The 13647-nt window shown below is 65.1% G+C and carries 15 protein-coding genes; 2 read left to right on the top strand and 13 right to left on the bottom strand.

Annotated elements, in window-relative coordinates; genetic code table 11:
• Positions 1–166: 166 nt before the first annotated feature.
• Positions 167–1495 carry an MFS transporter gene (locus ACZ9H4_RS34135; protein WP_408145558.1) on the bottom strand — a complete coding sequence of 443 codons (1329 nt, stop codon included), beginning with the start codon at positions 1493–1495 and terminating at the stop codon, positions 167–169.
• Positions 1496–1531: 36 nt separating this feature from the next.
• Positions 1532–2686 (bottom strand): M20 aminoacylase family protein, encoded by a 1155-nt coding sequence (locus ACZ9H4_RS34140; RefSeq protein WP_476122572.1) that lies wholly within the window; start codon positions 2684–2686, stop codon positions 1532–1534.
• Positions 2687–2913: 227 nt separating this feature from the next.
• Here ACZ9H4_RS34140 and ACZ9H4_RS34145 point away from each other — a divergent pair, with 227 nt between their 5' ends.
• Positions 2914–3414 carry a MarR family winged helix-turn-helix transcriptional regulator gene (locus ACZ9H4_RS34145; RefSeq protein WP_408157454.1) on the top strand — a complete coding sequence of 167 codons (501 nt, stop codon included), beginning with the start codon at positions 2914–2916 and terminating at the stop codon, positions 3412–3414.
• A gap of 118 nt (positions 3415–3532) precedes the next feature.
• Here the strand turns inward: ACZ9H4_RS34145 and lipA are convergent, their stop codons facing one another.
• The 3 genes from lipA to ACZ9H4_RS34160 form a co-directional block, all read right to left on the bottom strand.
• Positions 3533–4540 carry a lipoyl synthase gene (gene lipA / locus ACZ9H4_RS34150; protein ID WP_408157452.1) on the bottom strand — a complete coding sequence of 336 codons (1008 nt, stop codon included), beginning with the start codon at positions 4538–4540 and terminating at the stop codon, positions 3533–3535.
• A 13-nt stretch (positions 4541–4553) separates the two neighbouring features.
• Complete coding sequence (lipB, locus tag ACZ9H4_RS34155; protein WP_408145550.1) at positions 4554–5279, bottom strand: lipoyl(octanoyl) transferase LipB; 726 nt, start codon at positions 5277–5279, stop codon at positions 4554–4556.
• Positions 5280–5516: 237 nt separating this feature from the next.
• Positions 5517–5843 (bottom strand): DUF2917 domain-containing protein, encoded by a 327-nt coding sequence (locus tag ACZ9H4_RS34160; protein WP_408145548.1) that lies wholly within the window; start codon positions 5841–5843, stop codon positions 5517–5519.
• Between the two features lie 98 nt (positions 5844–5941).
• Between ACZ9H4_RS34160 and ACZ9H4_RS34165 the strand changes: the two genes are divergently transcribed.
• Positions 5942–6910, top strand: coding sequence for a transcriptional regulator GcvA (locus ACZ9H4_RS34165; protein ID WP_408145546.1), 969 nt, complete (start codon positions 5942–5944; stop codon positions 6908–6910).
• Positions 6911–6931: 21 nt separating this feature from the next.
• Here the strand turns inward: ACZ9H4_RS34165 and ACZ9H4_RS34170 are convergent, their stop codons facing one another.
• From ACZ9H4_RS34170 to ACZ9H4_RS34205, 8 genes are all read right to left on the bottom strand, one after another.
• The gene (locus tag ACZ9H4_RS34170) at positions 6932–7201 is read right to left on the bottom strand and encodes a DUF493 family protein (RefSeq protein WP_408145544.1); all 270 of its coding nucleotides are present in this window, start codon (positions 7199–7201) and stop codon (positions 6932–6934) included.
• Positions 7173–8129: a D-amino acid aminotransferase gene (locus ACZ9H4_RS34175; protein ID WP_408323076.1), complete on the bottom strand. Its 957-nt coding sequence runs from the start codon at positions 8127–8129 to the stop codon at positions 7173–7175. The genes ACZ9H4_RS34170 and ACZ9H4_RS34175 overlap by 29 nt, the downstream gene beginning before the upstream one ends.
• 12 nt (positions 8130–8141) lie before the next feature.
• Complete coding sequence (locus tag ACZ9H4_RS34180; protein ID WP_408145540.1) at positions 8142–9371, bottom strand: D-alanyl-D-alanine carboxypeptidase family protein; 1230 nt, start codon at positions 9369–9371, stop codon at positions 8142–8144.
• 316 nt (positions 9372–9687) lie between these two features.
• The gene (locus ACZ9H4_RS34185) at positions 9688–10332 is read right to left on the bottom strand and encodes an alpha/beta hydrolase (protein ID WP_408145538.1); all 645 of its coding nucleotides are present in this window, start codon (positions 10330–10332) and stop codon (positions 9688–9690) included.
• Positions 10333–10340: 8 nt separating this feature from the next.
• The gene (locus ACZ9H4_RS34190; RefSeq protein WP_408145750.1) at positions 10341–10664 is read right to left on the bottom strand and encodes a (2Fe-2S) ferredoxin domain-containing protein; all 324 of its coding nucleotides are present in this window, start codon (positions 10662–10664) and stop codon (positions 10341–10343) included.
• Between the two features lie 161 nt (positions 10665–10825).
• Positions 10826–11983 carry a VanZ family protein gene (locus tag ACZ9H4_RS34195; protein ID WP_408145536.1) on the bottom strand — a complete coding sequence of 386 codons (1158 nt, stop codon included), beginning with the start codon at positions 11981–11983 and terminating at the stop codon, positions 10826–10828.
• Between the two features lie 31 nt (positions 11984–12014).
• Positions 12015–12641 (bottom strand): ABC-type transport auxiliary lipoprotein family protein, encoded by a 627-nt coding sequence (locus ACZ9H4_RS34200; protein WP_408145534.1) that lies wholly within the window; start codon positions 12639–12641, stop codon positions 12015–12017.
• 28 nt (positions 12642–12669) lie between these two features.
• On the bottom strand, positions 12670–13632 hold the full coding sequence (locus tag ACZ9H4_RS34205) for an MlaD family protein (RefSeq protein WP_408145532.1): 963 nt from the start codon (positions 13630–13632) through the stop codon (positions 12670–12672).
• Positions 13633–13647 lie beyond the last annotated feature (15 nt).

Here is a 13647-nt window from a genome sequence, read left to right on the forward strand (position 1 = left end):
TGGTCAGGATGACGAAACGTCCGACTCCAGGATCCCTCTCGGCGCCGTGCCTATGTTTCCTGCCCCATGTGCAATGGATGCGAGCCGGGGTCCGGCCGTTGCGGACGCAAGGCGGCATATTCCGCCGCCGCGCCGACGCCGCCGCGCAGCGGCGCCCACGCCGCCTTTAACGCGCCTGCGAAGCCGCCTGCGCACGCACCCTGCCGCCGTCGGTTTGCGGCAGCAGCAACGTGCTCACCACGCCGATCAACAGACTGAACAACACGTAGTACAGCGGCGCGGCATTGCTGCCCGTCACCTTGACGAGCCACGTGTTGACGAACGGCGCCAGTCCGCCGAACAGCAGCACGGCCAGGTTGTACGTGAGCGCCGCGCCTGTCGAGCGCACGCCGACGGGAAACACTTCCGTCAACACGATCGGCACGGGCGCCCAGATAAAGCTCATGAAGAACGAGACGCCCACTTGCAGCAGCAACAGCGACTGGAACGACGGCGCGGCGATGAAGTGATGGAAGAAGAACCACGCGGCCACGCCATAGCCGAGCATCCCCGGCAGCAGCACCGCCTTGCGTCCGTATCGGTCGGACAGGTAGCCCGCGAGCGGACAGACCAGCAGGATGACGGCCGTTCCGAAAAAAGTCGCGAGATTCGCATCCGCCGTTGCGATACCGAGGCGCTGCTTCGCGAAGATCGGCAGGAAGAACACGAACACGTACGCCGAGACCGTGCCGACCACGCAGATGCCGGTGCTGGAGATCATCTCGCGCGGATACTTGCGCACGAGATCACGCAACGGCGTGCGCGCGGTCGTCTCCGATGCGCTCACGGCGCTGCGGCGATAGGCAAGAAACTCCGGCGATTCATCGACTTTCGAACGGATGATCCAGCCCACCGGACCGATCAGGATGCCGAACAGAAACGGCAGGCGCCAGCCCCATGATTCCAGTTGGGCCGCGCTGAGCTTGGTGGTGAGCAGGTACGCCACTGCGGCGCCCAGCGAGAATGCCAGCGCCTGCGAGCACATCTGGAAACTGCCGAAGAAGCCGCGCCGGTGAGCGGGCGCGAACTCCACCAGCATCGTGGTCGCACCGCTGAATTCGCCGCCCGCCGAGATGCCCTGAATCATCCGCGCCAGTACCATCAGGATCGGCGCGCCGACGCCGATCGCGGCATAGGTCGGAAGCAGGCCGATCATGCCGGTGCCGACCGCCATCAACACGATGGTGACCGACAGCGCCTTCTTGCGCCCAACCCGGTCGCCGTACAGACCGAGCAGGACACCGCCGAGCGGGCGCACGGCAAAGCCAATGCCGAAGGTCGCCAACGTCAGCATCAGCGAGGCGAGCGGGTTGTCGGCCGGGAAATACAGACGCGCGATCGTCGCCGCAAACAGCCCGTAGATCGCGAAGTCGAACCACTCGAATGCATTGCCGAGAACGGAGGCAATCACCACCTTTCTCACCATCGCCGGCGACGGCACGGGGTTAGCGGACATTGCTGGTCTCCTTGAAGATGTGATTGGCGTGTGCGCTCAACCCAGCCGACGCCGCACGATTTCGAGGAACATCGCGGCGCCTGCGGGCGCCGTGTCGTCGTCGAAATCGAATTCCGGGTGATGGCACGTCAGGCCGTCGTGACCGAGGAAGAAGTACGAACCCGGGCGCTGCTGCAGCATGAACGCGAAGTCTTCGGACGCCATCAGCGGGGCGACGTCGGGAATCACGTTGTCGACGCCCAGCACGTGTTCCGCGGCGGCCCGCACGACGTCGGTCTGCTCGGGCGTATTGACGGTGGGCGGAGAACTCTGCAGGTGCTCGAATTCGACCGTGCCTCCATACATGCGCGCTGCGCCGTCGCAAATATCACGCAGGCGCTTCAACGTCAGTTCCTGTGCGGCGACCGACAGCGTGCGCACGGTCCCTTCCAGCATGGCGGTGTCCGGGATCACGTTGATCGCGGTGCCGGCAATGAACTTGCAGACGCTGACCACGGCGGTGTCGAGCGGATCGATATTGCGGCTGACGATGCTCTGGATCGATTGCACGATGGCCGCGCCGATCATCAGTGGATCAATCGAGCGGTGCGGCATCGCGGCGTGGCTGCCGACGCCCTGAATGTTGATCCGGAAAAGATCGCAGGCCGAAAGAATCGCGCCGCTGCGCACGCCGACCTTGCCCGCAGGCAATGCGTTGTTGTTATGCAGCGCGTAGATTTCGTCGCAATCAAAGCGCTCGAAGAGACCATCGCGAATCATCTCCGAGCCGCCGCGCAGCGTTTCCTCGGCGGGCTGGAAAATCAGATGGACGGTGCCGCGAAACGCGCGATGCGACGACAGATGCTTCGCGACGCCCAGCAGAATCGCCGTATGGCCGTCGTGGCCGCAGCCGTGGAAAACGTTGTCATGCGTCGAGCGGTGCGCGACGGTGCCCTTCTCCTGCATCGGCAGCGCGTCCATGTCGGCGCGCAGTCCGATCGATGGCCCCGTGCCCAGCGTGCCCCGGATCGTGCCGACCACGCCCGTGCCGCCCACGCCGGTGTGAACTTCGATGTCCCAACCAGTCAGCAGGCCGGCGACCAGCTCGGCCGTGCGATGCTCGTGAAATCCCAGTTCCGGATACCGGTGAATGTCCCGCCGCCACGTCCGCATCGATTCCGCGAGCGCACCCCACTCCACATTTGTCTGCATGCCGGCATCCCTCGAACCATGATGAAGGTGAAATCCTTTTTCGCCGCGGCGAGCCGGATCCCGTTACCGGAAGATACCTTAATAGTTGCAAATTTCAACTAGTGATTTTACGGACGAACGACGCGCGGCGGCCATGCTTCGTCTATCATCCAGCTTGATCTGAGCGGCAACGCGCGCCGCCCAGGCGACGCCCCCGACCCAACCCGAGCCCGACAATCCGAAGCGGTATGCCACCTGCCAAGCCGAAAGCCCGCACCGTTGCCGAAAACATGAAGTTTGCGCGCTTCCTCACCTTCAAACTGGATCTGATCAAGACCGAGATGATCAGCCGCGCCAATGCGGTGTACAAACCGGCGTGCGGTTTCGACGTGCGCTCGCTGCGCGTGCTGCGGATCATCTGCGATGCGCCGGGTATCACGGCGACGGCGGTGAGGGAGCAAACCTTGATCGAGAAGACGCTGCTGTCGAAGCTGCTGGCGGATCTGATCGAGCGCAAGCAGGTACGGCGCACGATCCATCCGGATGACGCACGCCACTTCCAGTTGTGGCCGACGACGACCGGCAAGCGCACGCGCGCCGCCAGCGACGAACTGGGGCAGACGCTGGAAGCGGAGTTGTTATCGGTGTTGAGCGACGACGAGCACGCGGCGCTCGATCGTATCGTCGACAAACTCGTCGATGCATTTCGCGCGTCGGCACAGCGCGAGGGCGCGAAGTCTGCGGACTGATGCAATAGCGCGATAGTCGCGTGGGATGAGATGGGCGGCCCGACGCAGAGCAGGCAAGAAAAAGCCCGCAACGCGTGCGGGCTTTTTCATCTGCAATACGGACAACGAGCTAAAGCGTTCAGACCACGCCGGCTCCATGCGCCTGCAAATCGGCGTGGTAGCTCGAGCGGACCATCGCGCCGACCGCAGCATGCGTGAAGCCCATCTTGTACGCTTCTTCCTCGTACATCTTGAAGGTGTCCGGATGCACGTACGAGCGCACCGGCAGATGGTGTTCCGACGGCTGCAGATACTGGCCGATCGTCAGCATGTCCACGTCGTGCTCGCGCAGGTCGCGCATCACTTGCAGAATTTCTTCTTCGGTTTCGCCGAGACCGACCATGAGGCCGGACTTGGTGGCGACCTCCGGATGCAGCGCCTTGAAGTCCTTCAGCAACTTCAGCGAATGCGCGTAGTCCGAACCCGGACGCGCTTCCTTGTAAAGACGCGGCACCGTTTCGAGGTTGTGGTTCATCACATCGGGCGGCGCGGCGTTCAGAATGCCGATCGCGCGATCGAGACGGCCGCGGAAATCCGGCGTGAGAATTTCAATGCGCGTTTCCGGCGACAGCTCGCGCGTCTGACGAATACATTCGACGAAGTGCGCCGCGCCGCCGTCGCGCAGATCGTCACGGTCGACGCTCGTGATCACCACGTACTTCAGCTTCAGCGCGGCGATGGTGCGCGCGAGGTTGCCCGGTTCTTCGGAATCCAGCGGGTCCGGACGACCGTGGCCGACGTCGCAGAACGGGCAGCGGCGCGTGCACTTGTCGCCCATGATCATGAAGGTCGCGGTGCCCTTGCCGAAGCATTCGCCGATATTCGGGCAGCTCGCCTCTTCACACACCGTGTGCAGGTTGTGCTCGCGCAGAATCTGCTTGATTTCGTAGAAGCGCGAATTGCCGGTGGCCGCTTTGACGCGAATCCAGTCCGGCTTCTTCAGCTTTTCAATCGGGACGATCTTGATCGGGATGCGGGCAGTTTTGGCTTGCGCCTTCTGCTTCGCGGTGGCGTCGTAGGCGGCGGCGGAAGCCGGCACGCCTTCGGGCGCGGGGGAAGCTGCGAGGTTCGCGGTAACGTCAGTCATTCGTTCGGTCCAGTCAGGCGGTGAGCGCACCGGCCTGTGGTTGGGCGACGGCCGCGGGACTGCCGTCGAGGTTTGCGGTGAGGCATGCTGCAAGGGTACGGGCCACGTCGTCCCAGCCGGCGGCAACGCCGAGCGTTGCCATGTCGACCGTTTCGAGCCCCGCGTAGCCGCATGGATTGATCGCCAGAAACGGCCGCAGATCCATCTTCACGTTCAGGCTCACGCCGTGATAACTGCAGCCGTTGCGGATTTTCAAACCGAGCGCCGCAATCTTGGCGCCGGCATGCAGCCCGGCGTCCGGATGAGGCGCTACGTAGATGCCGGGGGCGCCCGCCTTGCGTTCTCCGGCGAGATTATACGCCGCCAGGGTGTCGATCACGGCCTGCTCGATCCGCGTGACCATCTCGCGCACCATCAGCTTGCGGCGGCGCAAATCGAGCAGCAGGTACGCGACCGCCTGGCCGGGCCCGTGATACGTGATCTGGCCCCCGCGATCGACCTTGACTAGCGGGATGCCGCTGTCGGCGGCCAGCAGGTGTGCCGGATCGCCGGCCTGGCCTAGCGTGAAGACGGGTGGATGTTCGACCAGCCAGATTTCGTCGGGGGTGTCGGCCGTGCGCGCGTCGGTGAACGCGCGCATCGCGTCGAAACTGGCTTCATAGGATTCGTTGCCGAGCCAGCGCAGCGTAAGCGGCGCCGTGGCGGGCGCGGGAGACGGGGAAACCGGGGTGGTGCTCATGGTTCCGGCAGTTTACCGAAATACCGGGATCCGCGCCGAGGGTGAGTGCATTCGAAGGGCCTCGGTGCGGATGGGCGGTGTGGATGCCGGGGTGCGTTGCGACGGGAGGGGCGCTGTTCGAAAGAGCATCGGCCAGCATGGCGGCGTGGCGTGCCGGCACGTGGACCTATCGGCGCCCAGTGGCGTCTCGGCCTATCGGCACCAACCGCGCGGCGCCAGCCGGACGTCGCTCCGCCCTCAAACCGTGCGCCAACCGCCGCGCAAGCGCATCATGAACCGTTCACCGACCCGCGCGAGCCAGTTCAGCGCGCGTTCGTCGCAGCGCGTCGGTACGGAAAACGCCACCTTCGCGTGCGTGGTGCCCTCGGCGCTCAGCCAGAGCCGCTCGCCGCGCCGCAGTCGTAGCGTGTGGCCCGGTTGCAGCCAGTAGTCTTCGGTGTCGTCGCTGCGCGTGACCCAGATCGCCCCGCCATGAACCACCAGCTTGGTGCTGCGTGCGACCTTCATCGGCAGCGTTTCGCCGTTACGGATTTCAAACGCAATGCTAGAGGAAATTTCTCGCATGATGCCCTCGCCAAAAATCGTTTCATGGCTACAATCGTAGGCGTAGCAAGGGTTTACGCAAAACGATCTATTTTCACCTCTATGTGAGAAATATTGCGATGGACCTCCGTCAATTACCCGCACTGAACGCGATCAAGGCATTCGAGGCCGCCGCGCGTCACGAGAGCTTCTCGCGCGCCGCCGACGAGCTGTTCGTCACACACGGCGCCGTCAGCCACCAGATCCGCGCGCTCGAAGCCGAACTAGGCGTGTCGCTGTTCGCTCGCGACGGCAAGCGCGTGCGCCTCACCGAAACCGGCCGGCGCTACGCCACGCACGTGCGCACCGCGCTGATGGCGCTCGCCGACGCCACCCGCGAAATCCGCGCCGGCGACCGCGAGCGCCGCCTCGTGGTGTCGATGCTGTCGTCGTTCGCGGCGCGCTGGGTGACGCCGCGCATCGGCAGCTTCATCGAGGCGCATCCGCAATGGGACCTCGAACTGCTGTCCACCAACGCGCTGACCGACTTCGCGCGCGACGACGTCGACGTGGCGATCCGTTTCGGCTTCGGTAAATATTCGGGGCTACATTCGGAGTTGCTGCTGGAGGAGATTTTCTTTCCGGCCTGCGCGCCGCATTTCAACGGCGGCAACCTGCCGAAAACGCCGGCCGATCTCGCCAAAGTCCCGCTGCTGCGCTCCGACGACGAATTGTGGCGCCCCTGGTTCGACGCCGCCGGACTGACCGACTGGCCGGAGCCCAAGCGCGGCGTGCTGTACCAGGATTCGTCGAATCTGCTGCAAGCAGCGATCGACGGCCAGGGCGTCGCGCTCACGCGCCGCTCGCTGGCGATGCATGAGATCGCCGCGGGCCGCCTCGTTCGTCTATTCGATGTGGATGGGCCGAGCCCGTGGCAGTACTACTTCATCTGCCCGCCTCAAATGCTCGACACGGCCCGCGTCAAGGCGTTCCGCGACTGGGTGTTCGACGAGGTGGGACGGTTCAAGCAGTTGTTCGACCGGGCTTGCGAGGCGGGAGCCGCTGCAAGCCCCGGTCTGGCGGCGGACGCATTGCACGTCACGCCGTGATACGAAACATCGCGCGACGCGTTACAGCACCACCTTGACCATCGGATGGCCGGTCAGCGCGAGATAGATGCTATCGAGATGCTCACGGCTGGTGGCGCGCACGGTGACCGTCAGCCCAGTGTAGTTGCCGCCGCTGGACGGCCGCGTTTCGACACGCGACGCGTCGACTTCGCTGTCGAACTGGCGGACCACCGTGACGATGGTTTCGGCGAACTCCGGATGCGATTTACCCATGATCTTGATCGGGAAATCGCAGGGGAAATCAAACAGTGAGTCGTTCGCGGAATTCATTCTCTACTCCTTGCTGCGCCTGTTGCGCTTCTTTGTCCTTGGCTCGCTGATACGCCGCGTACAGCGCCGCAAACACCGCGCCCGGCTTGCCCTCGCCGACCGGCTGGCCGTCGAGCCGCGTAACCGGCAGCACTTCCTTGGTGGCCGAACTGACGATGATCTCGTCGGCGGCGCGCAGCTCGGCCTCGCTGATCTCCCGCGCTTCGAAGCGGATGCCGCATTCGCCCGTCAGCTCCTCGATCAGACCGTAGCGAATCCCTTCGAGGATCTTGTGGCTGCGCGGCGGCGCCGACAGCACGCCGTCCTTCACCATCCACACATTCGACGACGATCCTTCGGTCAGCATGCCGTCGCGAAACTGGATCGTCTCGAACGCGTCGTTCTCCGCCGCGAATTGCGCCATCAGCACGTTGCCGAGCAGCGACACCGATTTGATATCGCAATTGAGCCAGCGGCGATCCTCGGCGCTCACGCAGGGCACGCCCTGCGCGCGCTGCGCCGCGTCCGGCAGATTGAGCGGCGTGACCATCACGAACACGGTCGGCTGGATGCCGGCCGGGAATGCGTGAGCGCGCTTTGCGACACCGCGCGTGACCTGAATATAGGCAATCGCATCCTGATTCGCCGGCAAACCGCCTTCAGCCTCGTTGGCCACGACCACGCGCTCGATCAGCTCGCGCCAGCCGGCGTCGTCGAACGGATTGGCGATGCCGATCTTGCCGACCGAGCGCGCGAGGCGCGCGAGGTGCTGCGAAAAACGGAACGCGGTGCGCCCGTTTTCGCGCGCGTACAACGGCGCGACTTCGTAAATGCCGTCGCCGAAAATAAAGCCGCGGTCGAGCACCGGCACGCGCGCTTCGGACAACGGCACCAGCTCACCGTTCAGATAAACGATCGGATCGAGCGAAACGTCGGAAACAGCGGTCATTGCGTCAGGCTCTTATTTCTTCTTGTTGAACATCAGCATCATCGAATCCCACACGCGGCCCACCACGCCGGCTTGCGGCACGGCCTGCAAGGCCACCACCGGGAACTGCGCGAGCACCTTGCCGTCGGCCACCAGCTTGGCGACGCCGACCTGCTGACCGTTCGCGATCGGCGCGACCAGCGTGTCGACCTGCTCGATCTGCGGCTTGACCTTGTCGGCCATGCCCTTCGGCACGGTGATGAACTGGTCGCTCTTCACGCCGATCTGCACGCTGTCCTGCGCACCCTTGTAGACGCGCGGCGTGCCGACCACCTGATTGGCCTTGTACAGATGCACCGTGTCATACGCGGTGTAGCCGTAATTCAGCATCTTCAGGCTGTCCTGCACGCGGTCGTGTTCCTTGGTCTCGCCCATCATCACCGAGACGAGACGGCGCGACGCGTCGGTCGTACCCGGCAGCGAACGCTTCGCGCTCGCGATCAGGCAGTAGCCCGCCGCTTGCGTGTGGCCGGTCTTCAGGCCGTCCACGGTCGGGTCGATCCACAGCAGGCGATTGCGGTTCGGCTGCTTGATCTTGTTGTACGTGAAGTCCTTGACCGAGAAGATGTTGTAGTAATCGGGGAAATCGCGGATCAGACGCGCCGACAGCACCGCCAGGTCGCCCGCGGTCGTGTAGTGCTGCGGATCGGGCATGCCGTTCACGTCGGCGAAATGGGTGTTCTTCATGCCGAGGCGCTGCGCTTCGGTGTTCATCATGTTGACGAACTGCGCTTCGCTGCCGCCGACCAGTTCGGCCAGCGCGATCGCCGCGTCGTTACCCGACTGGATGATCATGCCGTACACGAGGTCGTGCACGGTGACCGGCTTGTTCGCTTCGATGAACATGCGCGATTCGTCGGTGCGCACGCGGCGCACCGCTTCGCTCGGCATCACGGTCTGGTCCATCGTGATCTTCTTCGTCTGCAGTGCTTCGAAGACGAGGTAGGCGGTCATCAGCTTGGTCAGCGAGGCCGGCTCCACGCGCTCGTCGGCATTGCCGGAGGCGAGCACCTGGTTGCTGGTGGCGTCGACCAGCACCCACGAGCGCGCGTTCACCGCCGGCGGCGGCACTTGCGCGAACGCGGTGCTGGCGGCGAGGGTCGCCGGCAACACGATGCCGAGGGTGACGGCGCGGCTAAGCTTGAGGGGAACGAAGGAAGCAACTGACGGGAAGGACGTGCGGCCGGTGGTCGAGAAACGCATAAGGTCGGTTCGTGCGGAAAATACATCGCGCGCAGGGCGCATAGTTTGGAAGAGCCGGTCGGCGGGCGTCTGGCCGTAAAACGGCGCGGCGCCCATTGGACTTCCGGCGACCCGGTTGGTTCGCGCAGCTCGCCCCACGGGCACCGCTGCGCGCGAAATGATGCTCCGCGACGCGCGAACTGCCGGATGGGCCGTGCTGCGCTCAAAAAAAGAGCGCCCATTATACGCGCGCTATCCGGCCAATCCTGCGTGGCGCAGTCCGATTAATTCGCGGTTTCGCGCACCTGTACCCCGGAAAACGCGCGCGCGGCGCGCCTCATCGCCATGCATCGACGATGATCCGCTTCAGCACGTGCAGTTTGCGGTGCAGGAAATGTTCCGCCCCCGGAATCACGACCACCGGCAATTCCTGCGGACGCGCCCAGTCGTAAACGGATTGAATGGGCACGGTCTCGTCGGTCTCGCCGTGGATCACGAGCGTGTTTTCCGGCACCGGCGCAACATCCCAACGGCTCGCCGCGGTGCCGACCAGCACCATTCGCTCGATCTCCTGACCTTCTTCGCGCAGCTTCGCGGCCACGTGCGACAGCACGAAGGTGCCGAACGAAAAGCCCGCGAGCACGAGCGGCAAATCGCCCTGCCCGGCTTCGGCGCGCATGTGGTCCAGCACGGCGCGCAGATCGTCGCGCTCGCCGATGCCCGCATCATGTTCCCCCTGCGTCTGGCCGACGCCGCGAAAATTCGAGCGATAGGTCACGTAGTTCAACTGCACGAGGGTGCGCGCGAGCGTCTGCGCGACCTTGTTGTCCATCGTGCCGCCGAACAGCGGATGCGGATGCGCAACCAGTGCGATGCCGCGCGGCGCGGCGCCGTTCTCGCGCATCCCGTCGGGCAGATCCAGCGCGACCTCGATCTTGCCGACCGGGCCGTCGATCAGATATTTCTTCGTGTGTACGTTCATGGCAATGCTTATTGATCGATTTTCAGACGCTCGACAACCTTGCCGTTCAGGAGGTGCGAGTCGACGATCTCGTCGATGTCGCTCTCGTCGACATACGTGTACCAGACGCCTTCGGGGTAGACGACGAGCGTCGGACCCAGCTCGCAGCGATCGAGGCAACCGGCCTTGTTGATGCGCACCTGGCCGGGTCCGGCAAGGCCCAGTTTCTTCACGCGCTTTTTCGCGTACTCCTGCATTTCCTGGGCGTTGCAGTTCGCGCAGCTCGGGCGCTCGGCACCGGGTTCGCGCTGATTCAGGCAGAAGAAGACGTGGTGCTTGTAGAAGGAATCCATGATGTCCGGGGCGAGACTGTAAGGGAGGGTCATGGCGCTGTCGGCGCGCCTCGTGTGCGGTCGATTATAGCGAGCGGGGCTGATGGCCGCCGATGCGGGCCAGGGACGACGCATGCTGCACGGGTGCATTCCGCTTGTGTCGAGCAGGCCTCACACGTACCTTACACGCGCTTCATACGCCGCTTGAGCCACGCCTGCTCGACGACAAACGCCAGCCACACCAGCGCAGCATACGGCCAGATCCACGCGAGCCAGTGCGCGAGTCCGTTGAAGTGCAGATAACGCCCTTGCCGCCAGTCGGCCAGCACGACATCGAAATAAGGATTCACCGGCAGCAGATTGACGAACACCAGCGCGACCACCAGCGCCACGCTCGCGAGCGCCGCGCGCGAGCGGCGCCGCAGATGCAGCGCAAGCAGCGCGGCAGCGGTGCCGCACACGAGCCCAGTGAGCGCACCGGGCGTCGCCCAGTCGAACGCGAGACCCGACTGCGACTGCAAGAAAGTCGCGCCCACCTTCACGCACAAAGTGACGACGATGAACACGAGCAACAGCCGCACCCGCGGCGCGTGGCGGCGCACCGGCAGCGACGCCAGCGCGAGCGCGGCGAACAGGTTCAGGGTGGTGATCACGGCTTCCCACACGTCGTCGGGCAACCATGCGGCGGCCACGGCCGGCCATGCGCCGACGTGCCAGCCCTGCGGCGTCCACGCGAGCAGCGCGTCTTGCGTCGTCGAATCGAAGCGCATCCAGAGCGCGCGCGGCCAGTTGCCGAGACCGAACAGGCGCGGCGCCGGGTACATCGTCGCGAACGGCCATGCGACGACCAGACACGCGAGCGCCGCACGATCGCGCTCGAACCACAGGAGCCGCATACGCCGCAACAAGCCGCGATCGAGCAGCGCGCCGGTCGCGGGCGACATCATCGCCGCGCCGAGCAAAGCGCCGAGCGCGTTGGCGGCCAGATCGAGGTTGGACGCGACGCGCGTCGGCAGATACGTTTGCCCCGCTTCCATCACGCCCGACAGCAGCCCGCCGAGCACGAAGGCCAGCGCGACCGCCAGCGGGCCGCGCCAGCGCGGATAGACCGCGAGCACCGCCAGCGCGCCGAACGGCATATAGCCGAGCACGTTGGTGACGACGTCGAACGCCGTCAGGTACTGCGGCATGGGATCGAACAGATAGGCGAACGGCCCGAGCCCGAGCGAACGCCAGCCCGAAAACGGATACCACGAACCGTACACGATCAGCGCCGCGTACAGGAGCAGCGCTTGCCGGGCCAGCACCGACGGGCGGCGCAGCCAGGGTCGTTGGCTCATGCAGCGCTCCGTTGCGTGCGCTGCGGGCCCGTCATTGCGCGGCGACGAGCGCCTGCGTGCCGAGCCACGCACCGATCTGCGCGACCAGATCGTCGCTGGCCGTGGCGAGCGCGCGCGCGCCGCCGACGGCGTCCGCGGAACTGGCCGGCGCCTGCGCGACGAACGTGCGCTGGCCGATCACCTTGCCGCTCCGTATGAGCGTGGCGCGCGCGGTGATCGCCCCATGGCTTTCCGTCCGGCTGTCGAAAACCTGCTCGAACTGGCTCAGGTCGACTTTCAGCACCGGCGCGGACACGCCGTCGGCGCCCGTCAGCACGGTGCCGTGCGAACTGAGCGCGCCGCGCAGACGCTGGGTCAGCAGCTGCGAAGGCATCATGGTCCAGTGGCTGTTCGCGTACGACGCGATCTGCTGCGCGTCGGCATAGCTGAGGCGGTACAGCAGCCGGTTCGATTCGAGCACCTCCGGCGCGCTCACATCGAGCACCTTCACGGCCGGCAAGGTGCCCGCCGACACCGCCGCGCCCGGCGGCCCAAAGTCGAAGCGCGTGTCGGAGAGCGCGGCGGGCGCACTCATGCAGCCCGCAGCCAGCACGCCGAACGCGAGCAGCACCGCCACGGCGGCGCTCGAGGACAACAATCGGTGAATCGGACGTGACATGAGCGTTCCTTTCTTCAAATCTGCGGATTCATCGGGCGGCGCGGCCGGCGGGCCAGGCGAAGCCGGCCTCGCCGGGTCCGGGCGCCGCGGGCGGCGCGCCGAACAGCACGCTGCGCGGACTGGTGCTGAACGTGTCCGCCGCACGGTCCACCGAGCGGGCCGCCGAACGCACGTCGTCGGCGAGCGAGTTGACGCGCGGCAGCGTGTCGTAGCCGACGCGCGCCGACAACTCCTGCAACGTGGCGTTCATCGATGTCAGCGCGTCGCCCGCCTGTTGCGCCGCCGTGCCGACCTTGTTCAGATTCATCTCGAACGGACCGTTCGGACGGTTCAGGCCGGTGATCAGTTGATTGGTCGACGCCAGCGTGCGGTCCAACTGGTCGATCGTGCCCGGCAGCTTGCCGGTGACCGGTGTGATCTGCTGGGTCAACGTGGCGACGCCGTCGGCGGCCTTCTGGATGCTGGCCGCTGTGGCATGCAACTGGTCGGCCATTTCCGGCGAGAGAATATTGTTCACGTCGTCGGCGACTTTTTCGAGCTTGCGCAGCAGGATGTCGCCACGTTGCTGCAATTGATCGAGCAGGCCGGGGCGCATCGGCAACTGCGCGACCGCGTGAATCGACGACGGCAGCGGCCGCGGGTCGCGCCCGTTGTCATCCAGCTGAATGAAGGCGATGCCCGTCACGCCCTGAAAGCCGAGGCTGCCGAAGGTCGAGTGAGTAATCGGCGCGCGCGTATCGACGAGGATGCGCACCAGAATCTGCCCCGGATGACTCGGATCGAATTTGATCGACTGCACCTTGCCGACGTCGAGCCCGCGATAGCGCACCGCGGCATCGGCAAACAGACCGGTCACGTTGGTGCGCGCAATCAGGTCGTACGGCACGCGCACGGAACGATCGACGTTGAACAGAAAAGCCGCCGCCGCGATAGCCAGCAGCAGGACGATCGTGAAGAGTCCGGCCCAGAAGGCATGCGATTTGTTTTCCATTGTCAGGTTCCCTGG

Source organism: Paraburkholderia sp. TE9906 (assembly GCF_056279605.1).